Source organism: Paenibacillus sp. RRE4, assembly GCF_031844205.1.
Lineage (GTDB): Bacteria > Bacillota > Bacilli > Paenibacillales > Paenibacillaceae > Paenibacillus > Paenibacillus xylanexedens_B.
Genome location: NZ_JAUZUT010000001.1, coordinates 3633318 through 3654096, shown reverse-complemented (window position 1 = coordinate 3654096; position 20779 = coordinate 3633318). Strand labels below are relative to the sequence as shown.

Annotated in this window: 14 protein-coding genes and 1 pseudogene; 8 read left to right on the top strand and 7 right to left on the bottom strand. The window is 45.5% G+C overall.

From position 1 onward, the window contains the following. The first annotated feature begins 324 nt into the window (after positions 1-324). From Q9R46_RS16405 to Q9R46_RS16395, 3 genes are all read left to right on the top strand, one after another. Positions 325-867 (top strand): CueP family metal-binding protein, encoded by a 543-nt coding sequence (locus Q9R46_RS16405; protein WP_311280766.1) that lies wholly within the window; start codon positions 325-327, stop codon positions 865-867. A gap of 238 nt (positions 868-1105) precedes the next feature. Next, positions 1106-2107 carry an ABC transporter substrate-binding protein gene (locus Q9R46_RS16400; protein ID WP_154887873.1) on the top strand — a complete coding sequence of 334 codons (1002 nt, stop codon included), beginning with the start codon at positions 1106-1108 and terminating at the stop codon, positions 2105-2107. A 2-nt stretch (positions 2108-2109) separates the two neighbouring features. Next, entirely contained in the window at positions 2110-4158 is a 2049-nt protein-coding gene (locus tag Q9R46_RS16395; RefSeq protein WP_311281047.1) for an iron ABC transporter permease, read from the top strand. A gap of 109 nt (positions 4159-4267) precedes the next feature. On the opposite strand, the gene Q9R46_RS16390 is transcribed toward Q9R46_RS16395, so the two are convergent. Then, the gene (locus Q9R46_RS16390) at positions 4268-5452 is read right to left on the bottom strand and encodes an aminotransferase class I/II-fold pyridoxal phosphate-dependent enzyme (RefSeq protein ID WP_311280765.1); all 1185 of its coding nucleotides are present in this window, start codon (positions 5450-5452) and stop codon (positions 4268-4270) included. A 93-nt stretch (positions 5453-5545) separates the two neighbouring features. After that, entirely contained in the window at positions 5546-7618 is a 2073-nt protein-coding gene (locus Q9R46_RS16385; RefSeq protein ID WP_311280764.1) for a methyl-accepting chemotaxis protein, read from the bottom strand. 229 nt (positions 7619-7847) lie between these two features. Here Q9R46_RS16385 and Q9R46_RS16380 point away from each other — a divergent pair, with 229 nt between their 5' ends. Next, positions 7848-8876 (top strand): leucine-rich repeat domain-containing protein, encoded by a 1029-nt coding sequence (locus Q9R46_RS16380; RefSeq protein ID WP_311280763.1) that lies wholly within the window; start codon positions 7848-7850, stop codon positions 8874-8876. 45 nt (positions 8877-8921) lie between these two features. Here Q9R46_RS16380 and Q9R46_RS16375 read toward each other — a convergent pair whose 3' ends face one another. Both Q9R46_RS16375 and Q9R46_RS16370 read right to left on the bottom strand, forming a co-directional pair. Continuing rightward, positions 8922-9641, bottom strand: coding sequence for an SDR family NAD(P)-dependent oxidoreductase (locus Q9R46_RS16375; RefSeq protein ID WP_311280762.1), 720 nt, complete (start codon positions 9639-9641; stop codon positions 8922-8924). A gap of 182 nt (positions 9642-9823) precedes the next feature. Then, entirely contained in the window at positions 9824-10192 is a 369-nt protein-coding gene (locus tag Q9R46_RS16370) for a winged helix-turn-helix transcriptional regulator (RefSeq protein ID WP_311280761.1), read from the bottom strand. Between the two features lie 198 nt (positions 10193-10390). Between Q9R46_RS16370 and Q9R46_RS16365 the strand changes: the two genes are divergently transcribed. Further along, positions 10391-10921 carry an NAD(P)H-dependent oxidoreductase gene (locus Q9R46_RS16365; protein WP_311280760.1) on the top strand — a complete coding sequence of 177 codons (531 nt, stop codon included), beginning with the start codon at positions 10391-10393 and terminating at the stop codon, positions 10919-10921. 127 nt (positions 10922-11048) lie between these two features. Here the strand turns inward: Q9R46_RS16365 and Q9R46_RS16360 are convergent, their stop codons facing one another. Both Q9R46_RS16360 and Q9R46_RS16355 read right to left on the bottom strand, forming a co-directional pair. Beyond that, a complete protein-coding gene (locus Q9R46_RS16360; RefSeq protein WP_311280759.1) occupies positions 11049-12614 on the bottom strand; it encodes a glycoside hydrolase family 43 protein in 1566 nt (521 codons plus the stop codon). 48 nt (positions 12615-12662) lie between these two features. Further along, positions 12663-14603: a carbohydrate-binding protein gene (locus Q9R46_RS16355; protein WP_311280758.1), complete on the bottom strand. Its 1941-nt coding sequence runs from the start codon at positions 14601-14603 to the stop codon at positions 12663-12665. Between the two features lie 836 nt (positions 14604-15439). On the opposite strand from Q9R46_RS16355, the gene Q9R46_RS16350 reads away from it, so the two are divergent. The 3 genes from Q9R46_RS16350 to Q9R46_RS16340 all read left to right on the top strand — a co-directional run bounded on the left by Q9R46_RS16350 (position 15440) and on the right by Q9R46_RS16340 (position 18528). Continuing rightward, positions 15440-15799, top strand: a complete 360-nt coding sequence (locus tag Q9R46_RS16350; protein WP_311280757.1) for a hypothetical protein — start codon at positions 15440-15442, stop codon at positions 15797-15799. A 36-nt stretch (positions 15800-15835) separates the two neighbouring features. Beyond that, the gene (locus Q9R46_RS16345; RefSeq protein WP_311280756.1) at positions 15836-17380 is read left to right on the top strand and encodes an exosporium glycoprotein BclB-related protein; all 1545 of its coding nucleotides are present in this window, start codon (positions 15836-15838) and stop codon (positions 17378-17380) included. A gap of 197 nt (positions 17381-17577) precedes the next feature. Continuing rightward, positions 17578-18528 carry a DUF5050 domain-containing protein gene (locus Q9R46_RS16340; RefSeq protein ID WP_311280755.1) on the top strand — a complete coding sequence of 317 codons (951 nt, stop codon included), beginning with the start codon at positions 17578-17580 and terminating at the stop codon, positions 18526-18528. Positions 18529-18654: 126 nt separating this feature from the next. Here Q9R46_RS16340 and Q9R46_RS16335 read toward each other — a convergent pair. After that, positions 18655-20208, bottom strand: a pseudogene (locus Q9R46_RS16335) (AraC family transcriptional regulator). Positions 20209-20779 lie beyond the last annotated feature (571 nt).

The following is a 20779-nucleotide window of genomic DNA, read 5'->3' as shown; positions in this document are numbered from 1 at the left end:
CGTATGTGTTTGTCAGGAATAGGAGAGATTGTGAGATTCATTGGATGAAAGTCAATAAGCCTTGCCAGCCACCCGAGAAGTTCTTGGTGTGGCTGGCAAGGTTTTTTTATGTTTCAAGTTATGTTGGCAAGTTAGAGGGGGATTGCGAAATCACAGATCAAATAGTATGAGCACTTGTTCGTTTAAATGCTGTATATTTAGTAACTAATTCTCGAACTCGATCAAAGAACCAAAAATGTGAATATATGGTGAAATGATCCGTTGAATTCGTCCGGGATCCCTCCTTTTCTTATATAATTAAAACAATAAGAAGGGAGTTGCCAAATGAAAAAATCGTTATGGATTATTGCTAGTGTGGCACTTGTAATCATACTTGGAACATACTTGATCGCGAATACGGCGGGCCAAAAGAAGACCGAACTAGCGGATGCACCGGATATCCGAAAGCTGGTTGAAGAGATCAGTACAGGCCGGGAAACACTGAAGTCTGCTTCAATCAGTGCGACAACGTTAACCGTGACAGATGCGGGAAACCAGGAAACGTCCTACGATTTGCCGGAAGACGAATTTTTTCTTTCCATTGCTCCTTATGTAGAACAGACACATCCCTGTGAGATTCACAGTTTAACGGGTTGCCGAGGAGAGATGGCGAATGAACAATTCAGTGTGACGATTCATGATTCCGAAGGCAACACCTTGATGAAAGATGAACTGTTGAAGTCCGGTGCCAATGGATTTATGGATTTGTGGGTACCGCGTGACAGAACGTATTCAATCCGTATTGTTCACGGCGGGAAGGTGGCTGAAACACAATTATCTACATACAAAACGGATCAGACCTGTATCACGACAATGCAGTTAATCTAAGCTGAGGTTCAACCCGCACAAGCATCAAGCTAAGAATAAGCAGATCAACATAAAAACTGATGATATAAAGATGCAATAAAGACAAGGAAAGGCAGCCTCAAGGGGCATGTCTTTCCTTTTTCTATTGGTAATTAAGAATGTGAAAATTATGAGACGACGTTGACAAAAAAGAAGTTCATAGGTGATAATGATAATTGTTATCATATAAATACATACAAACATAGAGGAGATTAGAGATATGAGAAAAGGGTTACATGCACTATTCATCATGATGGCATTTGTTTTAGTTCTGGCGGGATGTGGTAAAAATGCCACAACAACAGAACCAACTAAAAATACGGTTTCAGGCGGTGCTCCTGCTGAAGAGTCTGCTGGACCGGTTACTGTCCAAGATAATCGTGGGGAATTTACATTGGACAAGCCCGCTAAACGTGTCGTGACACTGGAATGGACATATACAGAGGATGTTGTTGCTTTAGGGGTTCAACCTGTGGGTAACGCAGATAATGCCAATTATAAAGTTTATGTAACCGATCAAGCTGCTCTGGATGACAGTGTTACGGATATCGGAACACGCAGTGAGCCGAATATGGAGGCTATTGCAGCACTGAAGCCGGATCTAATCATTGCTAATGCCGATAACAATTCAAACGTATATGAGCAGTTGAAGGCTATTGCTCCAACACTGGAGTTTGATCCATATAACGGTGATGGTTACAACTATGACAAGATGACGACCATTTTTAATACGATTGCAACCGCTTTGGGCAAAGAAGATAAAGCAAAAGAAGTACTCAGCAACTTGGATCAGCATTATGTGGAAGCGAAAGAAAAGCTGGCAGCTGCCGGAAAAGAAAACTTCCACTTTGCACTAACACAGGCATTCACGTATCAAAATGCAGCTTCCCTGCGCATGTTCAGTGACAACTCGGTTGTAGTGGGTACGTTGAACAAAATTGGCATGGTGAATGACTGGCAGCCGGACAAACTTGAAAACTACGGTTTCTCTACAGTTGGGATTGAATCCTTATCAACCGTGCAAGATAGCAATTTTATCTATATTACACAGCCAGACGATGATGTATTCGGCACAGCGATGAAGGATAATTCCGTTTGGAAAGGTCTGAACTTTGTGAAGGAAAAGCGCATCTATCAACTGGGAAGTACGACATGGACATTTGGCGGCCCGATATCTTCCAAGGTGTTGGTAGACGGCGTGGTTGAGGCGATTACCAAATGAGTCTGACTCAACAAGGAACGAAGCCTGCCACGAGCTGGCGTATGATAAGCATCTATGGGGGCGGTCTAACCGCCCTTATCGTGCTTTTTTTTGTAAGTCTGTGTTATGGGGAAGCGGCCATTTCGTTGCATGACGTTTGGGGCGCGCTTACAAACAGACAAGACACACTCGAACATAACATGGTATGGGATTTGCGGATGCCGCGCACCGTAATCGGTATTCTGGCCGGGGGTGCACTGGCTGTTGCCGGCGCGTTGTTACAAACGATCACTCGTAACCCGCTTGCGGCTTCGGATACACTCGGGATTAATGCCGGAGCGTATTTTGTTGTGGTGCTTGGTGCCATTCTTTTTCCATCTATACTCAGCCAGTCCCCGTTTCTTTTCGCTGCTATGGGCGGATTGGTTGCAGCGTTCGCAGCTTATTTTATGGGCGGTGGGCGTACGTCAACGCCGGTACGACTAGCGTTATCGGGTATGATCGTGTCCATGGTGCTAGGTTCATTTACAAGTGCCTTGCATATTTTTTTCTCCATGGAAACGCAAGGCTTATTTCTCTGGGGTTCAGGGACTCTTGTCCAAAATGACTGGACAGGTGTGAACTATGTCTGGCCTTGGGTCACAGGCGTAACGCTTCTGGCTCTAGTTCTGTCCAAACAGTGGGATATGTTGGAGCTGGATGAATCAACCGCCTCTTCTTTGGGTCAGAGAGTTGGACTTGCTCGAACAGCCGGGCTGATCATTGCCGTTATTCTGGCTGCCGTGATCGTAAGTGTAATCGGGCCTATCGGTTTTGTAGGTCTGGTTGCTCCACATCTGGTTCGTCTGAGTGGTGTTCGCTCCAATCGGCTTTTGATTCCGGGTGTTTTCATCTGGGGGGCAGCGTTGCTGGTAGGTGCAGATGTTCTTGCCAAAATGATACACAACTCCAGTATGGAATTGCCAACCGGTGCTGTGATGGCGATTATTGGTGCACCATGGCTTATCTGGCTGGTGCTGACTCGCATGAAAACAGGAAATGGTGCTGGCATGACGACATCGATGAGTACAGGCGGACGTGTACGACGTTTTGCCTTCACGCCGATCGCAATTCTGTTTTCTGCCATTACGGTCCTATTGCTGTTGCTCAGTACGATGTTCGGTGGAATGCGTATTCCACTAGGCGATCTGTTATCGAGTTTGTTCCAGTCAGATGGGTTGTTTTCTGGCATCGTTCAGCTTCGTATCCCGCGTACTTTGGTGGCTGCAGGGGCAGGGGCGGCTCTCGCCATTAGCGGGGTGCTGATCCAGATGGCCGTTCGTAATCCACTGGCAGACGCATCGATTGTAGGTGTATCTTCCGGCGCAGGGCTTGGTGCCATGATGGTGTTCATTCTATGGCCCGGGTTGCCGATGTATGTGTTGCCTGTTGCCGCTATCGCAGGTGCCGCCATTGCGGCTGCAGTTGTATTCTCTCTTTCTTGGAAAAAAGGCTTGAATCCTTCCGCCGTTGTATTGCTGGGGATTGCCATGTCAGCCATTGCTGGCGCAGGTATACAGATTCTGATCGTACGCGGTGCCGTGTACGGCAGCAGCGGTTATATCTGGCTGACAGGCAGCACGTATGCCCGTACATGGGATCAGGTCAAAGTAATCGCTGTATTCCTGTTGATTTTGGTACCAGTGGCCTGGTGGCTTGCTCGCAAGTTTGAACTGCTTGTCTTTGACGACAATAGCGCTTCCGGGCTTGGGGTGAATGTACGTCGTACTCGCTTATTGGCAATGACTGTGGGCGTACTGCTCGCGGCTGGAGCGGTCGCTTGTGTTGGAACGGTTGGATTTATCGGTCTGATTGCACCACATATGGTTCGGTTGCTGACAGGGCACAAACTGAGACAGTCGATGTTTCTGTCCGCGCTAGCCGGAGCCGTAATGCTGGTGCTCGCAGATACGATTGGCAGAACCGTGATGGCTCCAACGGAAATACCGTCAGGCATTCTCATCGCGATTATCGGTACACCATACTTCCTGTATCTGATGTACCGATCGAACTGGCGCAAAGCAGTAAAATGAAGGTTGAAGTAAAAAAGCACCAAACCCGAATCAGAAGGGTTTGGTGCTTTTACTTTTGTTTCAAAACAAATCTGTATCACATGCCACACTACATCCTAAAAACTACAATCTACCTGCTTAACTTGTCAGGAATCAGCATACCGCTCGCTTCTACGTAGTGAAGAGCTTGTTGCAGTTGATCCATATCCTGAACGAGAGCAAGTCTGACATATCCTTCGCCTGAAGGCCCAAAGGCGCTACCTGGTGTAACAATGACACCTGCCCGTGTGACGAGATCAGTAGCAAATTGCTCAGACGTATCGTAATGTGCGGGAATGCGTGTCCAAATGAACATCGTAGCTTCGGGTTTGCTGATCGGCCATCCCAGCTTGGCAAAACCTTCACACAGCATATCCCGTCGTTCTTCATAGATGGATCTTACCCGCTCTACATCACTTTGGTCACCTGAAATGGCCGCTATTGCCGCCTTCTGAATCGGGATAAACATGCCGTAATCCATATTGGATTTCAGCTTTTTAAGCATGGAAACAACTTTCGAATTTCCCATACAAAAACCGATTCGTGCTCCAGCTAGTCCATAGGTTTTGGATAGGGAGTTAAATTCAATGCCTACATCCATGGCACCGGGAAAGGCCATGAAACTACCGCAGGTTTGTTGGTCAAACACAAGCTCGCTATACGCGTTATCATGCAATACGATAATATCGTACTTTTTGGCAAAAGCGATCAAATCCTCATAAAAGGAGTCGGGAGCCATCGCTGTTGTTGGATTGTTCGGATACGATACAAGCATGAACTTAGCCCGTTCGGCTATGGCCTCAGGGATGTCTTGTAATTGAATAACATAATGATGTTCCTCTTTTTGCGGCATATAATATAGCTCAGCCCCGGCCAGAAGAGGGCCATCTGCAAACACCGGATAACAGGGATCAGGTACCAGAACAAGATCCCCTTCGTCGACAATAGAAAGGGAAATGTGTGCAAGTCCTTCCTGCGAGCCGAGCAGCGAGCAGATTTCTGTCGCCGGGTTCAGCTCGACTTGATATCGCCGTCTGTACCAGTCACTTGCCGCCTGAAGCAGTTCCTTCTGGTCGTTTACAGCATAGATGTAATTGGCCGGATCAGCGGCGGCTTCACCGAGTGCTTTCATGATGTGTGGAGCGGGCGGGATATTGGGTGTTCCGACGCTAAGATCGATGACGGGTTGCCCGTTCTCCAGCCGGCGGCGCTTTATTTCCAGCAATTTGGTGAAGATGCCTTCACTAAAGTGATCCATTCGTTTTGCAAATCTCATGATCAATCCATCATCCTCCAGTGCTCTTCGTACGCATGTATTTAATAATAAATGGATCGCGTACAAAAGAGAAGAGCAGGAGGGCGGTACAGCTTATTGCACTTTAAAATGACTCAGTTCTTCCTGCAGTTTAGCAGACAGTCGATTCAACTGATTGGACAGATCGGCCACTTGTTGAATACTTTCCAGCTGCTCCTGTGTGCTTGCGCTGACTTCTTCCGTTGAGGCAGAGTTCTCTTCCGTAGTGGAGGAGATAATCTCCAGCGCCTGGAAAATCTCATCTTTGTGCTGATGCACACTAGAGGTGCTGTTTGTGATCTGTGCCATACGCAGCTTTAGTTCTTCCAAATCTTTGTTGATGTTGTAGAAAACCTGCTTCGTGTCTTCTACAGATTTGGTGTTCTCATCGGCAATTTTCATTCCTCGCATCGTGTGTTCTACAGACAAGGATGTTTTTTCTTCGATGACACTTACTTTTTTGTTAATCTCCTCTGTAGCCAGAGCGGTTTGTTCTGCCAGCTTGCGAACTTCTTCTGCAACGACAGCGAATCCTCGGCCATGTTCCCCGGCGCGTGCAGCTTCAATAGAAGCATTAAGCGCAAGCAGATTGGTCTGAGATGCGATTTGTTTTACCGTATCCACAAAACTGGAAATCTCATTCCGACTCTGATCGATCTCCTGAATAATGGAGGAGATGGATTGAGTGGAACTGTGGTTCTCCGCTGACCATTTGGACAGTTGCTCCACAACCGCAAGTCCTTGACTGCTTTGTTCAACAGAGGTTTGCACCATGGACCCCATCGCTTGTGCATCATCGGCAATTTCATCAATTTGGCTTGATAATGAGCCTGTTTTACGTAAAATGTTCTCCGTTTCAATCGATTGATAATTGGTTGCATTCGCAATTTCATTGATCGCCGTAGACGTATCGTTCATGGTTACAGCGGTTCTGGAGGATATCGACTGCAAGTCATTGGATGAATGATTCAGCACTTGAGCTGAATTGCCAACAATTTGCAACATGCCTTGAATCTTCTTCACCATGGAATTCAGGCCATTCGCAATTTGTCCAATCTCATTATTGGATTTGATATCCAATTCAACGGTTAAATCACCTTGCTCAATCTGTTTGATCTTACTCAGCAGCTGCGGGATGGTGCGCAATAGACGACGAAGAGTAATATAACTGATAATGACCAGAAGAATTGCAGCTGCAGTGAACCCGCCAAGGGTAAGCCATGTGAATGTCCTAAGTTCTGATAAAACTTCTTTCTCCGAAATGGTGAGACCTACGGACCAGCCTGTATCCTTGCTTGTAGCATATCCGATGTAACGACGTTCCCCATTGTCGTTCATCAGCTGAATACCGGATTCACCAGCAATCATTTTTTTGCCGACTTCTCCCATATCACCTGTAGCGTTCTTGATATTTTCCTTTAACACTTTGTTCTTATCCGGATGGTACAGGATTTCACCGCTCTTGGATAACAAAATGGAATACCCGGTGCTACCTAGAGAGTAACTCTCCATTATGCTCGGAATATCTTCAAAGGCAATATCCGCTGCAGCAAAACCGATCATGTTGTTGTTATCATCCTTGATTGGATAAAAAATACCCATGAGTACTTTGCCTGCAGATACATCAATGTACGGATCAGAATAGTAAAGTCCGTCTGCATCTTTCACTGGCTGGTAGTAAGGACGTGCCTGAATATCAAAATCCGGTGCGGAAACGACACCGTCGTTTTGTAGCCAGAAGCCTTTTCCGTCCATGCCCGCAATCCATGCATCAGCGAATGAAGGTTCTGCTTCCACAATTTTAGCAAGTGTATCTCTTGTTTCAGCAGCATAAGTAGAAGTGGCTGCTTCTGAAGATGACTTCGTTGTTTCTATGTATTGCCTGAATAATTTGTTAGTGGACATTTGTTTGACCAGTGAGCCTTTTTCTTTAAACAGTGCATCGAACTCACTGACAATCGCTTGTGTTTTGGTCTGGAGCATGGACTCCTGCTGTTGAACCAGAATGTTACGTGTACTTGTGAACATGAATGTTCCGAGTACAGCAAATACGACAACAATGATGATGAGTAGCACAAGAGCCAGTGTGTTCGCCATACTGGATGTACGAGCCCCTTTTTTCCCCCACTTTTTAAGAATGTTTGACATGTTCCATCTCCCCGGATTCTTAATACGAAGTTCAAAACTTCTGAGTTATATGTCGGCATATAATATAGATTTGTGTATATTTTTGTCGAATTAAAAAAAATTAAGAATACGGTAAGGAAACGCTAGTTCGCATATAGTGGTTCATTTAGGGAAGGTTGTTTATAATGAAATGAGCGGGATTGATAATGCGTGATGTGAACAGGACTGAACCAGAACAGGGGGAAGGGTAATGACTCGATTTTGGCATGCTTCGATACAGGGAATGCCCTGGAACGAAGAAAAAATGAACCAGGCTGTGCAGCATTTGCGCCGCAGAGGGACGGTGCATTTTCGTGTTGGCGTGGATACGTATGAGGATTTGACCGAATTGGATATGAACGTTTTTGCAGCCAGGCCTGATCTGATTCTCCACATATCAAATGCGGATATTAAAGCGAAATATCCATCAAACTTCCTTGGACGTTTAGCGCAGTTGAAACATGTGTCCGCCTTACAGCTGGACTGTGCACAGGTGCAGGATCTGACAATACTCGGAGCGTTGAAGCAACTGGTATTTCTGAGAGTGAATTCACCCGCCAAAGCGATCGATCTGAGTTTTATCGAGCACTATCCACAGTTAACGTATCTTGAACTGCACGGTAAATGTAACGGCCTGACCGCGATAAGCAAATGTCAAAGCCTGGAGACCGTCATCCTGAACTGTGAGGTGGACTGTCTCGAGATTTTAACAGAATTGCGGAAACTACAGTATCTGTCCCTTGATCATTGTGAATTAAAGAGCGAGCTTGGGGTACTGGCACAGTCCACCATTTCTATGCTTAAGCTTAGCTCGGTGCGGAAGCTGACGAGTATTCAGGGACTGGAGCAGATGCACGGACTTGAGTATTTGCATGTATCCTTGCCGAAGCTGGAACAATGTTGTGATTTCTCGCAGATGCCCCGGCTCAAACAGATTGAACTGGTTTACATGAAGTCGCTTCAGGATATCGAGTGCTTATGGACAGCCCGTGCGCTGGAAGTCTTGGAGTTGAAAGAGATTAACACAGCCATCAAAGCAACGTCTTTTGCTAGAATGGCAGATCTTGAGCAGCTTCGGCAGGTGGATTTCCGCTTTATTGACTTTAATAAAGGTCGCATTGCAGCTATACGGGAACAGCTCATCCAGCAGGAGAAGTCACATATCATCTATGAACATATACCTGAGCAACAACGAATACAATCGATGGCGATCGAGCATCTATCCCGATATTTAATGTGAAGCAACGCGAATTCATTACAATAAAATAAAATCTATCCTTTTTTACTACGTGTTCATATCGGTAAGAGCAGGTACGTTAATCTCTTTTACACAGGCAGCATTGGACAGGCTGACGATACACCGGACAATTGAAACCATGTCTTGAAGCGGAATGCGTGTCCCGCCATACTCGGATAGTGCGCGTTCCATTCCTTCTGCATAGGGAATTTCAGCTGCCAGCTCTCCCGGATTAATGCAAGTAACGGCTATGCGATCCTCCCGGGTATGTTCTCTAAGCGCTTCTGTAATACCACGGATTGCAAACTTGGAGGCAACAAAAGAAACCTGAGTGCTACCCGCATTGCTTAAACCTGCTGTGGAGCCGATGAGAATGATCTTACCTGCTTCAGACTTGCGAAGCTGAGGTAGTAGAGCTTGAATACATACAATGGTGGACGTTATATTCAAATGGATCAGCTCTTGAATATCGGAAGGCTTATCCTGATCGAAGGTGTAGTGTTCCTCAAATCCTTCCTTTTCCCAAATACCTACGTTATAAATAAGCACATCCAACGTTTCGTTACGAAGCTGCTCTGCAATCTGTTTGGCAGCCTGAAGCTCCGAGAGATCGGCCTGAATCCATACTCTCTGTACACCGTCCTCCAGTTGCAGACTTTCTGGATTGCTACGGGATACAACCCATACTTTATCTCCTGCCTGGGGCACCCCGCGGACAAATGCGTCCCCCAATCCTTTACTGGCACCAAATACAATATAGTTTTTCATACGTAAAAACCTCCTGATGATATAGATAGGATAAACTCAATCTTCTTGAATACTTCGGTTGATAAGTCATATCAATTGAGCTATATTAAAGGATTAATCCAACCTGCATCAAAATTAATAATTATAATGTTATTCTACTATATAGGTGGGATATGGAAGATGAAGGTTGGATGAGAGATGCTTCATTCTTCGAGCTCGGTTTGTTCATCAGATAACAACACAATGTCTTCTCCGCGTTGCTGCCTGAGCGCAATATTATCTCTTCCCCAGGTACACATCACATCCACAATCGTATTCGCTGTGACACCATATTCCGTAAGCCGATACTCGACCTTGGGCGGCATTTGCTCATAAACCTGTCTTGTGACAAGACCATCGCGTTCCAATTCGCGTAATTGTTGAATCAGTACTTTTTGGGAAATGCCGGGCATGCTGCGCTCCAGTTCTCCAGTTCTTTTGACACCAGACATTAATAAACAGATGATAATGGCTTTCCACTTGCCGCCAATGATTTCGAGTGTAGCTTCAATGCCCAAACGATATTCTTTCATTCATATCACCTCGTTTTATATTTACGTGTTCACAGGGATAACTATTTATTTTCTCATAACTGTAAAGCCGAAGTCCATACACACCTTGAGGTAAGTATCTTACTTCATTGTGTGTATTTTCTTTTGGTCTGACGTGGCGGATAATGATCCGTAATCAAGGAAAGAAATCAACCTGTTTTGGAGAGAGGAAGGCCTGCAATGAAAACACTGGTTATTCTGGCACATCCGAATATGACAACTTCAAGAGTAAATCGCCGCTGGAAAAAGGAGCTGGAACAACACGCAGATGAGGTGAATATTCACGAATTATACGAAGCTTATCCTGACTGGAACATCGACATTGCTCGCGAACAGGAGCTACTGGAGTCACATGATCACATTATTTTTCAATTTCCGTTCTATTGGTATAGTTACCCGCCGCTGCTCAAAAAATGGCTGGATGATGTGTTCACGCATGGATGGGCTTATGGATCGAAGGGCAATCGATTGCATGGAAAGCGGATGGGACTGGCAATAACCATTGGGGATCAGCAGGATAATTACGGAAAAGGAGAGCCGGTAGGTTTTAGTGTCGAAGAGCTGACTGCACCATTCAAGGCAAGTATGAATCATGTGGGCGTTACGGCACTGCCGCATTATGCTGTCTTTGGTGCCTCATTTCAGGCAAGTGATGAAGAGATTGACCAAAGTGCTGAAGCGTATATTCAATATATTAAAGCGTTCAAGTGAGATATTTTTATAAAAACAATGAAAATGACCTGGTTCCGCACATAGCGGAGTTCCAGGCCATAGTTTTATTACAAGTGTACTTTAAGTCGAAACACTGATCCTAAAGATCAACAGTACTTCATCACGCTTACTCCACACGGAAGAAGTCAAAATCAGCATAGCCTCCGGTAGATTTGGTCGCGTAGTTAAACAATGCAAAGCGATAACCCATAAAGTGTGGCAACGTATATGACATCTGCAGCGTATTGCCAATGGTTGTCCAGTTCGTTCCATTCAGACTATAGGCGAAATAGGCTTTATCGGTCTGATTGGTGAAGTCGCAGATGACCCGCAAATAAATTTTGTTCTGGTTCAGGGGCACACTTGCCACTTCGGTCATCGTGCCGGAACTGGCGTTTGCCATAACAATTGACTTGGTATTGCCTGTCATCTTGACGCCTACAAAGCCGTATCGGGCCTGAAAAGCGGCTAGGCCGGCATAATCGCCATCCTTCATACCTGCCGTTTCCAAGGCGGTAATGCCTGTACTTTTTGGCCCAAACGTGCGTTGTGTCAGCGTATTGCGAGCCTCCAGTATATTTTTGCTAAGCTTGCCTGTGGTCAGCCGCATGAAGCCGGGACGCTGGCTCAAGGACCATTTTGACGGGTCGGGATTATGATTCCACTGCCAGAACTTCGAGAGAGTGGATGTACCGGAAGCCGCATTAAACTCATCTGAACCGAAGATTTTAGCGGCTGGCTGTCCTTCCACAGGCATGTTCATCGTCAATGGAACTTTGCCATTCACCCCGAATACAGGCCAGTTATCCGACCAGGTTACCGGTACTAGATATGGAATGCGTCCAACGGCTCCTCGGTCGCGAAACAGGAAGCCATACCAAGCACCAGATGCGGTATCCACGATACCTCCTTGCGCAATACCTGAATCTCTGAGTACCACTTTGCCGGTATATGGCCCTGTCAATGAGTTCGCACGATAGGCGAGCTGGATTCGTCCATCACCTGAAGGCCAGGCAATCAGGAAGACGTAATACATGCCATTAATCTTTTGAATGTGTGCGCCTTCTGCTTTTACAATCATGTTGGAGCCGGCAATATTGCTAGCATTCGGAATTAATACTTGATTCAGACCGCCGGATTTCACAGCCTTGGCATCCGCTGTCAACTCGACGATGCTGATGTTATCACTGCCATGGACAAGAAATGTGCGATTCCCGTCAAAGAGAAGGGAGGGATCATGGTAATAACTGTTCAACGTGTATGGCGTCCATGATCCGGTTTCGATGTTGCTGGTCTGATAGATGTAAGTCCTTCCTGTGGAAAGCGAACCGAATGCGACGTAATAGGTGCCATTATTGTAGCGAAGGCTACTGGCCCAAGATCCGCGCCCGTATTCGTTCTGACCGTTATTCAGGTTCTGTGCATCACCGTTGCCAAGGGTGTCATATACATAGTTCACAATGCTCCAGTTGACCAGATCCGTTGACTTCATAACAGGAACGCCCGGGTTCATATGCATGGTTGTACTGGTCATGTAAAAGGTATTACCCACGCGTATGACATCGCTGTCCGGCACATCTGCATAAATGACCGGATTGTTAAACGTTGCCGCAGAGGCAGACTGCGGGGGCAATGGCAATGATGTTAACAGCAGAGGAAGTGTGAGCAGGAGCACCCCGATTTTTTTCCACATAACTATTCCTCCTGGAATGTCAAAATCGATAGAAAAATGATGAACTAATTACGAAATTTCAAGATAATCGATGTAAGCATCCCAGGTACCGTTATCTGTAGTCACAACCAGTTTGATTTCCTGATTCCCTGTGCCGTGTGTGATATTTGGCAAAGTTTGCACGGTAGGTTCAGTGCCGGTAAAAAAGAAGGAACCAGCGGTTACCCCGCCAATAACGAGATCAACACGGGCTGTACTATTGTTGTTGGAAGCCCCGCGAAGAGAGAACTGATGTGTGGGGTTAGCAAAGTATTGATTGTAAGACGCAGAATCATTGTTCGCATAGAGCGCTACACCGTTAAAAGGAGAACTGATCAGCCCGGCATATTGACCGGCAAGGGTCATGCTCTCTGTTTCAACGCGAGTAACGTTTGGATTGGGATTCGGGTTCGGATTTGGGTTGGGGTTACCTCCAGAACCGGAGGTAAACTGCCAGTAATCCAGATTGAACAGATTCCCGTTACCTGAGCCTGTAAACACCAGATACAGGTGATGACGTCCTGTTGTATTGGTGATATTGGTTTCGAGCTCACGCCAGTTCTGTACGCCACCCGTTGAAGTGACGTTAAGCGTGCCGATGAGTGTACCTGTCGGACTGCCAAGGCGGAGTTCGATGTTACCATTTCCGGTAGAAGCCACGTTGGCCTTGAATTTCGAAGCCCCTGCTGAACCGAAATCTACATTACTTACAGCAACCCAGTCCCCGTTATTGATATTCGTCACATTTTGGTTGGCTGTCGGTCCGCCGCTGGCTTGAGTCGGTTGTGTATTGATGCCAGCTTGCCAAGCAATCGTCTCGGCTTCCACTCTGTTATACGGATTAAGATTAGCTGTCTGAGGAACACCGGTCATGTTACCCTGTACTTCCTGAATCGATCCGTCTGCGTTATGCGTCAGTCTGTTGATGTGGGTAGAACGGTATCCTTTGCCATCCCCGAGGAAGGCTTTGCTTACCGTCTGTGCATGGTACGCTACATACCACTGATTATTGAACTGGAACACGGCATGGTGGTTGTTGCCACCTACACCGAAGAAGGTACCCGGATTTTTGAGGAAGTGTCCTTTGTATGTGAAAGGCCCCATCGGGCTGTCACTTACCATATAACCGATTTCACCTTTTGGATAGGCTGCCGGATGGTTTCCGGCAAAGTTGATGCAATACGAATAGTAATATTTGCCGTTGTACTTATGAATACCCGAATCTTCGAACATATAAGGCGCATCAATCGTTGTGGCACTACCGACTACACTGGTCATATCGGCACCGAGACGGATGACACGCGCGGTTTTTGGATTCGCAATGGAGGCTGCGTTATTTTCGTTCGGAATGCCGCCGCCTGCATACAGATAAGCGGAGCCATCATCATCAACAAGCACAGCCGGGTCAAAGAGCCAAGTTACGCCCGACATGCCAGGCGTTCCATGTGTGACAAGCGCACGTCCGAGTGGATCAGACCAAGGGCCGATGGGAGAATCAGCAGTCAGAACACCGATTCCTGCACCTGAATTAGCGAAATACAGGAAAAATTTATCTTTGCCTGCGATCGTTTTCTTGGCCATCGCTGGCGCCCAGGACTGGCTTGCCCATCTGGCAATGCCTTGTCCATTGTTGGCATTATTCGCACCGGCTACCGGAATGTAGCCATGGTCGGTCCAGTTCACCATGTCAGCCGAGGAGATCACGCTGATTCTGCCGATGGAGCCGTAGTTATTTTCGCGGACGGAGCCGTCGTTGTTGTAGAGAAAGGTATCACCTGTCATATATACGTAGACCCGATTATTGTGAACGAGCACGTAAGGGTCAGCTCCTAACTTGTGATCCACGAGCGGATTGGCATTCACAGGCGTTTTGGCAACGGCATTATTCGCTGCGTAGCTGGACTCAGCGGGTAGAATGGAAAAAACCAGAATTAGTGACATCAGCAGAGCTAATGGTTTACGGATTTTCATACGTTCGCCTCCATTGAATTAGTATGGAATAGTGTTATTGAGTTTTACGCTGAATGGTTGAACAGAGCTGTTGGATGAGAGAGGTACAGTGAGAAGAAAAAGAAGAATGATGAGTAAATGTTCTTTATCACACCTCCTTTCAAAGATGAGATCGATAGTATCGTTCATGATTGTGATCTATGGCTTAAGCCATACAACTTGTACAGAGGATAGCCATCTACTGTAGCAAGTTGACAGCAGTAACCCGGTAATAGGGGGGAGTACGAACTTGTGTGTGTTAAAAGTATATAATTTGTCCTGTTGTGTAATGTAATCGCTTTCAATAAAATGGTTTTAAAAGACGAAAAGCAGAGTTGTGACTTATTTTTATGTAATTATTTTTCATTTTTGTTTTAAAATGTTTTTTTGTAGTTGACGATATCATATCACAATTCTGCCACAATACAATCATTTTCTATCAAAATTTGTAAGAAAAAGTTGGGTGAAAGGTTGATTGCTTTAATTGCAACATATTAAGGGGGCATTTGGCCGAATTGAAGCAGTAAGTTTATTCAATTTTTAGAGTGATACCAATATGATCTATACAACGGTGGCCGTAGCTCCTTCATTTCGTGAGGAACGGTCATTTTTGCGTTGAAATACATCCGGATTATACATATTTACAAGCTTAGTACGGATGAAATTCTAAGTGTTAAAGGTACTTATTACTTGATAATGGTGAACTGTCCCCTGGCTATGGTCCACACCGCTAATGAAGTGAATGAATATGACTAATATGTGATCCATGATGCCAAGTAATGCTAGAGTAAGAGGTTCACAAAAGGTGGGATGGGAAAATGGCTATATTATCAACTGGACCGATCGAAAACAATGCTGTTTCCGGGGTTAGGCCGACGCAACAGGTAACGGTCAGATTGGTGAGCCGGGCTACTACAGATGCGGTAAATGTATCTATTCAGGGGTATGTGCTGAGTACAACAAGAACGCTGTATGTAAGTGAATTGATCAGTATTGCACCTAATGAAGCAGTGACCCGAAATTATTTTGCAGATCTAGATGCTTTTGAATTTGTGTTTGGAGTAAGTGATGAACGTTTGGGAGAAGTCGGAATCTCAGTATGGGGCAAAGATTCTTCAGGTCAATTGGTGGTGGCACACCGGGTAGTGGAACACGAAAAAACAGTTCAAGATTTGTAGAAAATAAGACTTTTTTCGAAAGAAGGGAATGTAGCGATGAGCTTTTTATCGACAGGGCCGATCGAAAATAACGCTGTTAGTGGTGTAAGACCGACTCAATCCGTAACGGTTAGAATCGATAACCGAAGTGAAGTTAGTGCCTCATCTGTTCTAATACAAGGGTATTACATGAGTGGCGGGTTGAGAGTATTGTATGTCAGCGAATCTTTGGAAGTCGCACCAAATCAAGTGATAACGAACAATTACTTTGCTAATCTGGATGCCTTCGAATTCACGTTTACTACCACAGCGACGTTTAATGATCCTATTCAAGTCTCCGTATGGGGGAAAAGCAGCACAGGCTCTTTGGTAACAGCACATCGTTTGGTTTCTTCTGAGTTGTTGGGTGAAGTGCCTGGTATCACTGGAGTCACAGGCGCTACAGGTGCAACCGGAGCTACGGGGGCAACAGGTCCAGCAAGCGGAGTTACTGGGGCAACGGGTGCGACCGGAGCAACGGGTCTGGCGGGAGTAACCGGTGCGACCGGAGCGACAGGTCTGGCGGGAGTAACGGGTGCGACCGGAGCAACGGGTCTGGCAGGAGTAACCGGTGCGACCGGAGCAACAGGTCTGGCGGGAGTAACGGGTGCGACCGGAGCAACAGGTCTGGCGGGAGTAACGGGTGCGACCGGAGCAACGGGTCTGGCGGGAGTAACCGGTGCGACTGGAGCAACAGGTCTGGCGGGAGTAACCGGTGCAACCGGAGTGACGGGTGCGACCGGAGCAACGGGTCTGGCGGGAGTAACCGGTGCGACCGGAGCAACAGGTCTGGCGGGAGTAACGGGTGCGACCGGAGCAACAGGTCTGGCGGGAGTAACCGGTGCAACTGGAGCAACAGGTCTGGCGGGAGTAACCGGTGCAACGGGAGCGACAGGTCTTGCAGGAGTAACGGGTGCGACCGGAGCAACAGGTCTGGCAGGAGTAACGGGTGCAACGGGAGCAACAGGTCTGGCAGGAGTGACCGGTGCAACGGGAGCGACAGGTCTTGCAGGAGTAACAGGCGCGACCGGAGCAACGGGTTCTGGCGCTATTATCCCTTACGCATCTGGGTTACCGACTTCGTTGACTACTGTGCTGGGCGGGCTGTTGAACACCTCTAGCTTGGTTGGCTTTGGTAATAATGCGTCTGGAGTGACGATTAATGGAGGAATCATTGATCTCACAGGCGCTGCAGGAACCTTATTGAACTTTGCGTTCTCGGCATCCCGCGCGGGGACAATTACCTCATTGGCTGCTTATTTTAGTACAACAGCTGCACTTAGTTTGGTAGGATCTACAGTAACGATCACTGCACAATTATTCCGTTCCACTACACCGAATAATACCTTTACTGCTGTACCAGGAGCAGTTGTAACCTTGGCACCAGCGCTGACTGGCATTTTATCATTAGGCACAATTGCCAGCGGATTGACCTCAGGTCTGAGTATTCCGGTAGCCGCCGGTGACCGTCTGCTTATGGTCTTCTCTGCTTCAGTAACCGCCGGAATTGATGTGGCTTCAACGATTGCGGGATATGCAAGTGGTGGCCTGACCATCACTTAATGAAATCTTTTACAACTTTTCGATTCCAGGACACAAAACAGAACCTCTTGCTAAGTTGGCGAGAGGTTCTTTACAAGTGGGGATTGTGATTAGGTTGTAACGGAGAGCATGCCAAATGTAGAGTAAATGATTGTTCTATTTTTGAATTCCATTTACAATAACCCATGAGGGAAAATACATATTTTAGGGAGAAGAACATGAGAAGAAAATGGTTGATAGCGTTATTAAGTGTGATTATGTTGTTTGGCGTTGTACCTGCATACAGTGCTGAAGATTCGGGAAAATCTTTAGTATGGTATGGTTATGAAGATGATGGAGATTTGATGGGCATCAATGTTACAACATTCACAGGTAATAAAAGCAAAACAGAATCTATTTTGTCAAAGCGAGTTTCAGATGTAAAATGGGTTGGAGAGTGGATATATTTTCTTATTGAAGAAGACACAGACGACTGGAATAATCATATAGCTAAAATTAAGAAAGATGGTTCAGAATTTACGTATTTAAATAAAGAGGGGAATTTCGGTAGATTTACTGTAGTGGGCAATACGATTTATTTTGTTAAAGATGAAAGGACCGCGGAAACACCTGATGCGTTGTCTTTCGGCTCAATGAGAACAGATGGCTCAAACGAACAAACGATATTATCTAAATCTCCTTTCTATAATTTTAAAATAAACAACGGCTACATCTACTATGCAAACATGGAAAATGACAAGTTTTATCGTATGAGTCTAGATGGTGCAGGAATGAAGGCATTATCTTCAAAAGCTGTTTGGCCATTTGAATTTTATGGAAATGTTTTGTTTTTTTCAGAGAACATAGGCGGACGTTATAATTCTAGTTCTATCGGTGTCTTTTCGGATAAAAACGGAAATAGGAAGAAAACATTTACCACAAAAGGATCAATTGATCCCATAGCATATATAAATAATAAGTTTTATTATCGAAGTTTTTCGGCAGACAAGAATGGCAATAATAAGAGTGATTTGTATCTTTATAATCGTTATACAGGCAAGAAGAGCAAGCTGCGTTCTTTAGACGCAAATGATCGATTTATAGGTACAGTAGGCGATGGTCTTGCATTCCTTTCTTTTGAGAAAGGCACGATTTATAAGCTTGGATATGATGGTAAAATCAAAAAGTAATTCATTGCAGAAAAAGGGATCTCTCGCTAAAAAGGCTTGAGGTCCCTATTTATGTGTCCGTAAAATTGAGCCATTATTTTATGATTCGATCAGAAGGTTAAAATCGGCAATAGAGCTTCATGGGTTTCATTTCGAATTTGTTAAGCTGTCTACGACAAATTGAAGCTGGGCTTCCAGTGAAATGGGATCACTGAATACGAAGCCTCGGCTATTTTCACGATAAACACGATTGTTCTTGACAGCAGGAAGGTTCTCCCACACCTTACCTTCAAATATCGGAGCAACATTTTCCTCACCAGTCCAGCCACTAATAAAAATGTAATCCCCTGCATATTGAGGTAATAATTCCAGAGAGAGCTTGACCCAGCCTTTTCCACTGTCAATGGCCTCTTTTTGAATTATAGGGGGTGCTTTCAGATCAAACTCTCCATAGATAATATCTCCACCTCGGCCAAAGCTGCCATAAGCATAAAACTCTTTGGCACTTCATGAATCAAAGATTGATACAGAACGATCACCAACAGCTTGTCTCACCAGCGGTTTGTATTTAGCAATTTTGGTATCCCAGTCTGCAATCCACGCGTTGGCCTGTTCTTCTCTGCCCGTCATTTTGCCAAATTCAATCAATTGCTTGCGAAAAGGAACTCCGTATTCCACGGCAATGGTCGGAGCAATTTTGGACAATTTTTCAATCGTTTCTGCATCATTCCAGACCACGATTAAATCCGGCTGTAGCTCCATTATTTTCTCGTATGGAACGTCATTTCCAATATTTACGACATCATCAAGCTTTCCTTCAGTATAACTGTTGAAAGATTCGTCCCCAGCTCCAACGGGTTTAAGCCCAAGGGCTAACAAGTGCCCTGTAAATGCCCCAGCCACCATAACTACACGTTGAGGATTTTTGGGGATCTGCACGTCGCCGTTAATTGCAGTGTAAGTTACTAACTCCGAATTGTTGCTTGTTGCCGTGCTAGATGTCGTATTTGTGCCAACCGCCGGACTTGATGTGCTGCCACTCGTTGAAGCTGTGCTTGCTGGTTTGGCGCATGCGGTAACTAAAAGAGTCAGGCACAACAGCAATGTAATGCCGACGGGTAATTTTCGTTTATACATCCGTAAATCTCCTTTTCCGTCTTTTTGATAATGATTATCATTACTGTTATCAATATAACGACGAAGTTTACGGGGGGCAATGGATGATCCAAGCTTTATAATAGGATGATCGGCGTTTTTTGCTGAGGAAAATCCCTCGCTTTTAAATTGTTTTGGCGTAATACCGGTTTGTTTTTTGAACATTCGAATAAAGTAGGATACATCTGGATATCCGACGGTTGAAGCAATTTCATGTAGAGACAAGTTTGTTCTGAGCAGAAGTTCTTCTGCTTTCATAATCCGAACACGTATCAAATAGTCAATAATACTTGTGCCAGTTTCACGCTTGAAGCATTTCGAAAGGTAGGGCCCGCTATAGTGAAAGGTTTGTGCGAGTGTTTCCCTGGTCAAGGGTTCAGCATAGTATTCCTGGATGTAATGTATGAGCTGAGACGTCAAGTTGGGGGATGTTGTTGTAACTTGCTGCTGATCCAGTTGTTTAAGCAAATCATATACGAATTGATAAAACAGTGCTTTGACATGAAGATGCTCTAAACGCTTTGAAGTATGCCATTCGCTCAGCATTTGTTCGGCCAGTTTGTAAAGGATGGCGGGATGAAGAGGAACAAAGCCATATTGAAGACGGAATGGCGCCTGTTGCTCCATCTGTCGGAGGACATGCCGTTCAGCAGATTTTGGCAAGTAAGCTTTATAAAGAATCAGATAATAATGAAAGGTATCCTCTGTGAGGGTAATATCCAGACGTGCGCCTTTGCCTCCATGTAATATATAAAAAGGTTTTGAGACATGCTCAGTTCCGTCTAAAGTTACAGTTGCACTGCCATGAGTTACGTACAGAAAGGCACTCGCTGGAAAGAAATAAGGAGCAACACGATCACCGGCTTCAATAGTAATATACCGCACATCCATGAGGTTTAACGTCGCCCAATTCCAGACTAGCAGCTGTTCTTGTATATCTATGCTTGCTTCCAATGGAGAGAGTCTCCCTTCCTTAAACTAAAACTATAAAGCCCGTCATAATGGAATTATTGTAATGTATCTAAACTATTTTCAACGGTTACGCATGATTTGAACAGGATATTTTCTCCACCTGATAAAAAGAACGGGGAGCTTACACTCACGAAAGGGGTCTTCT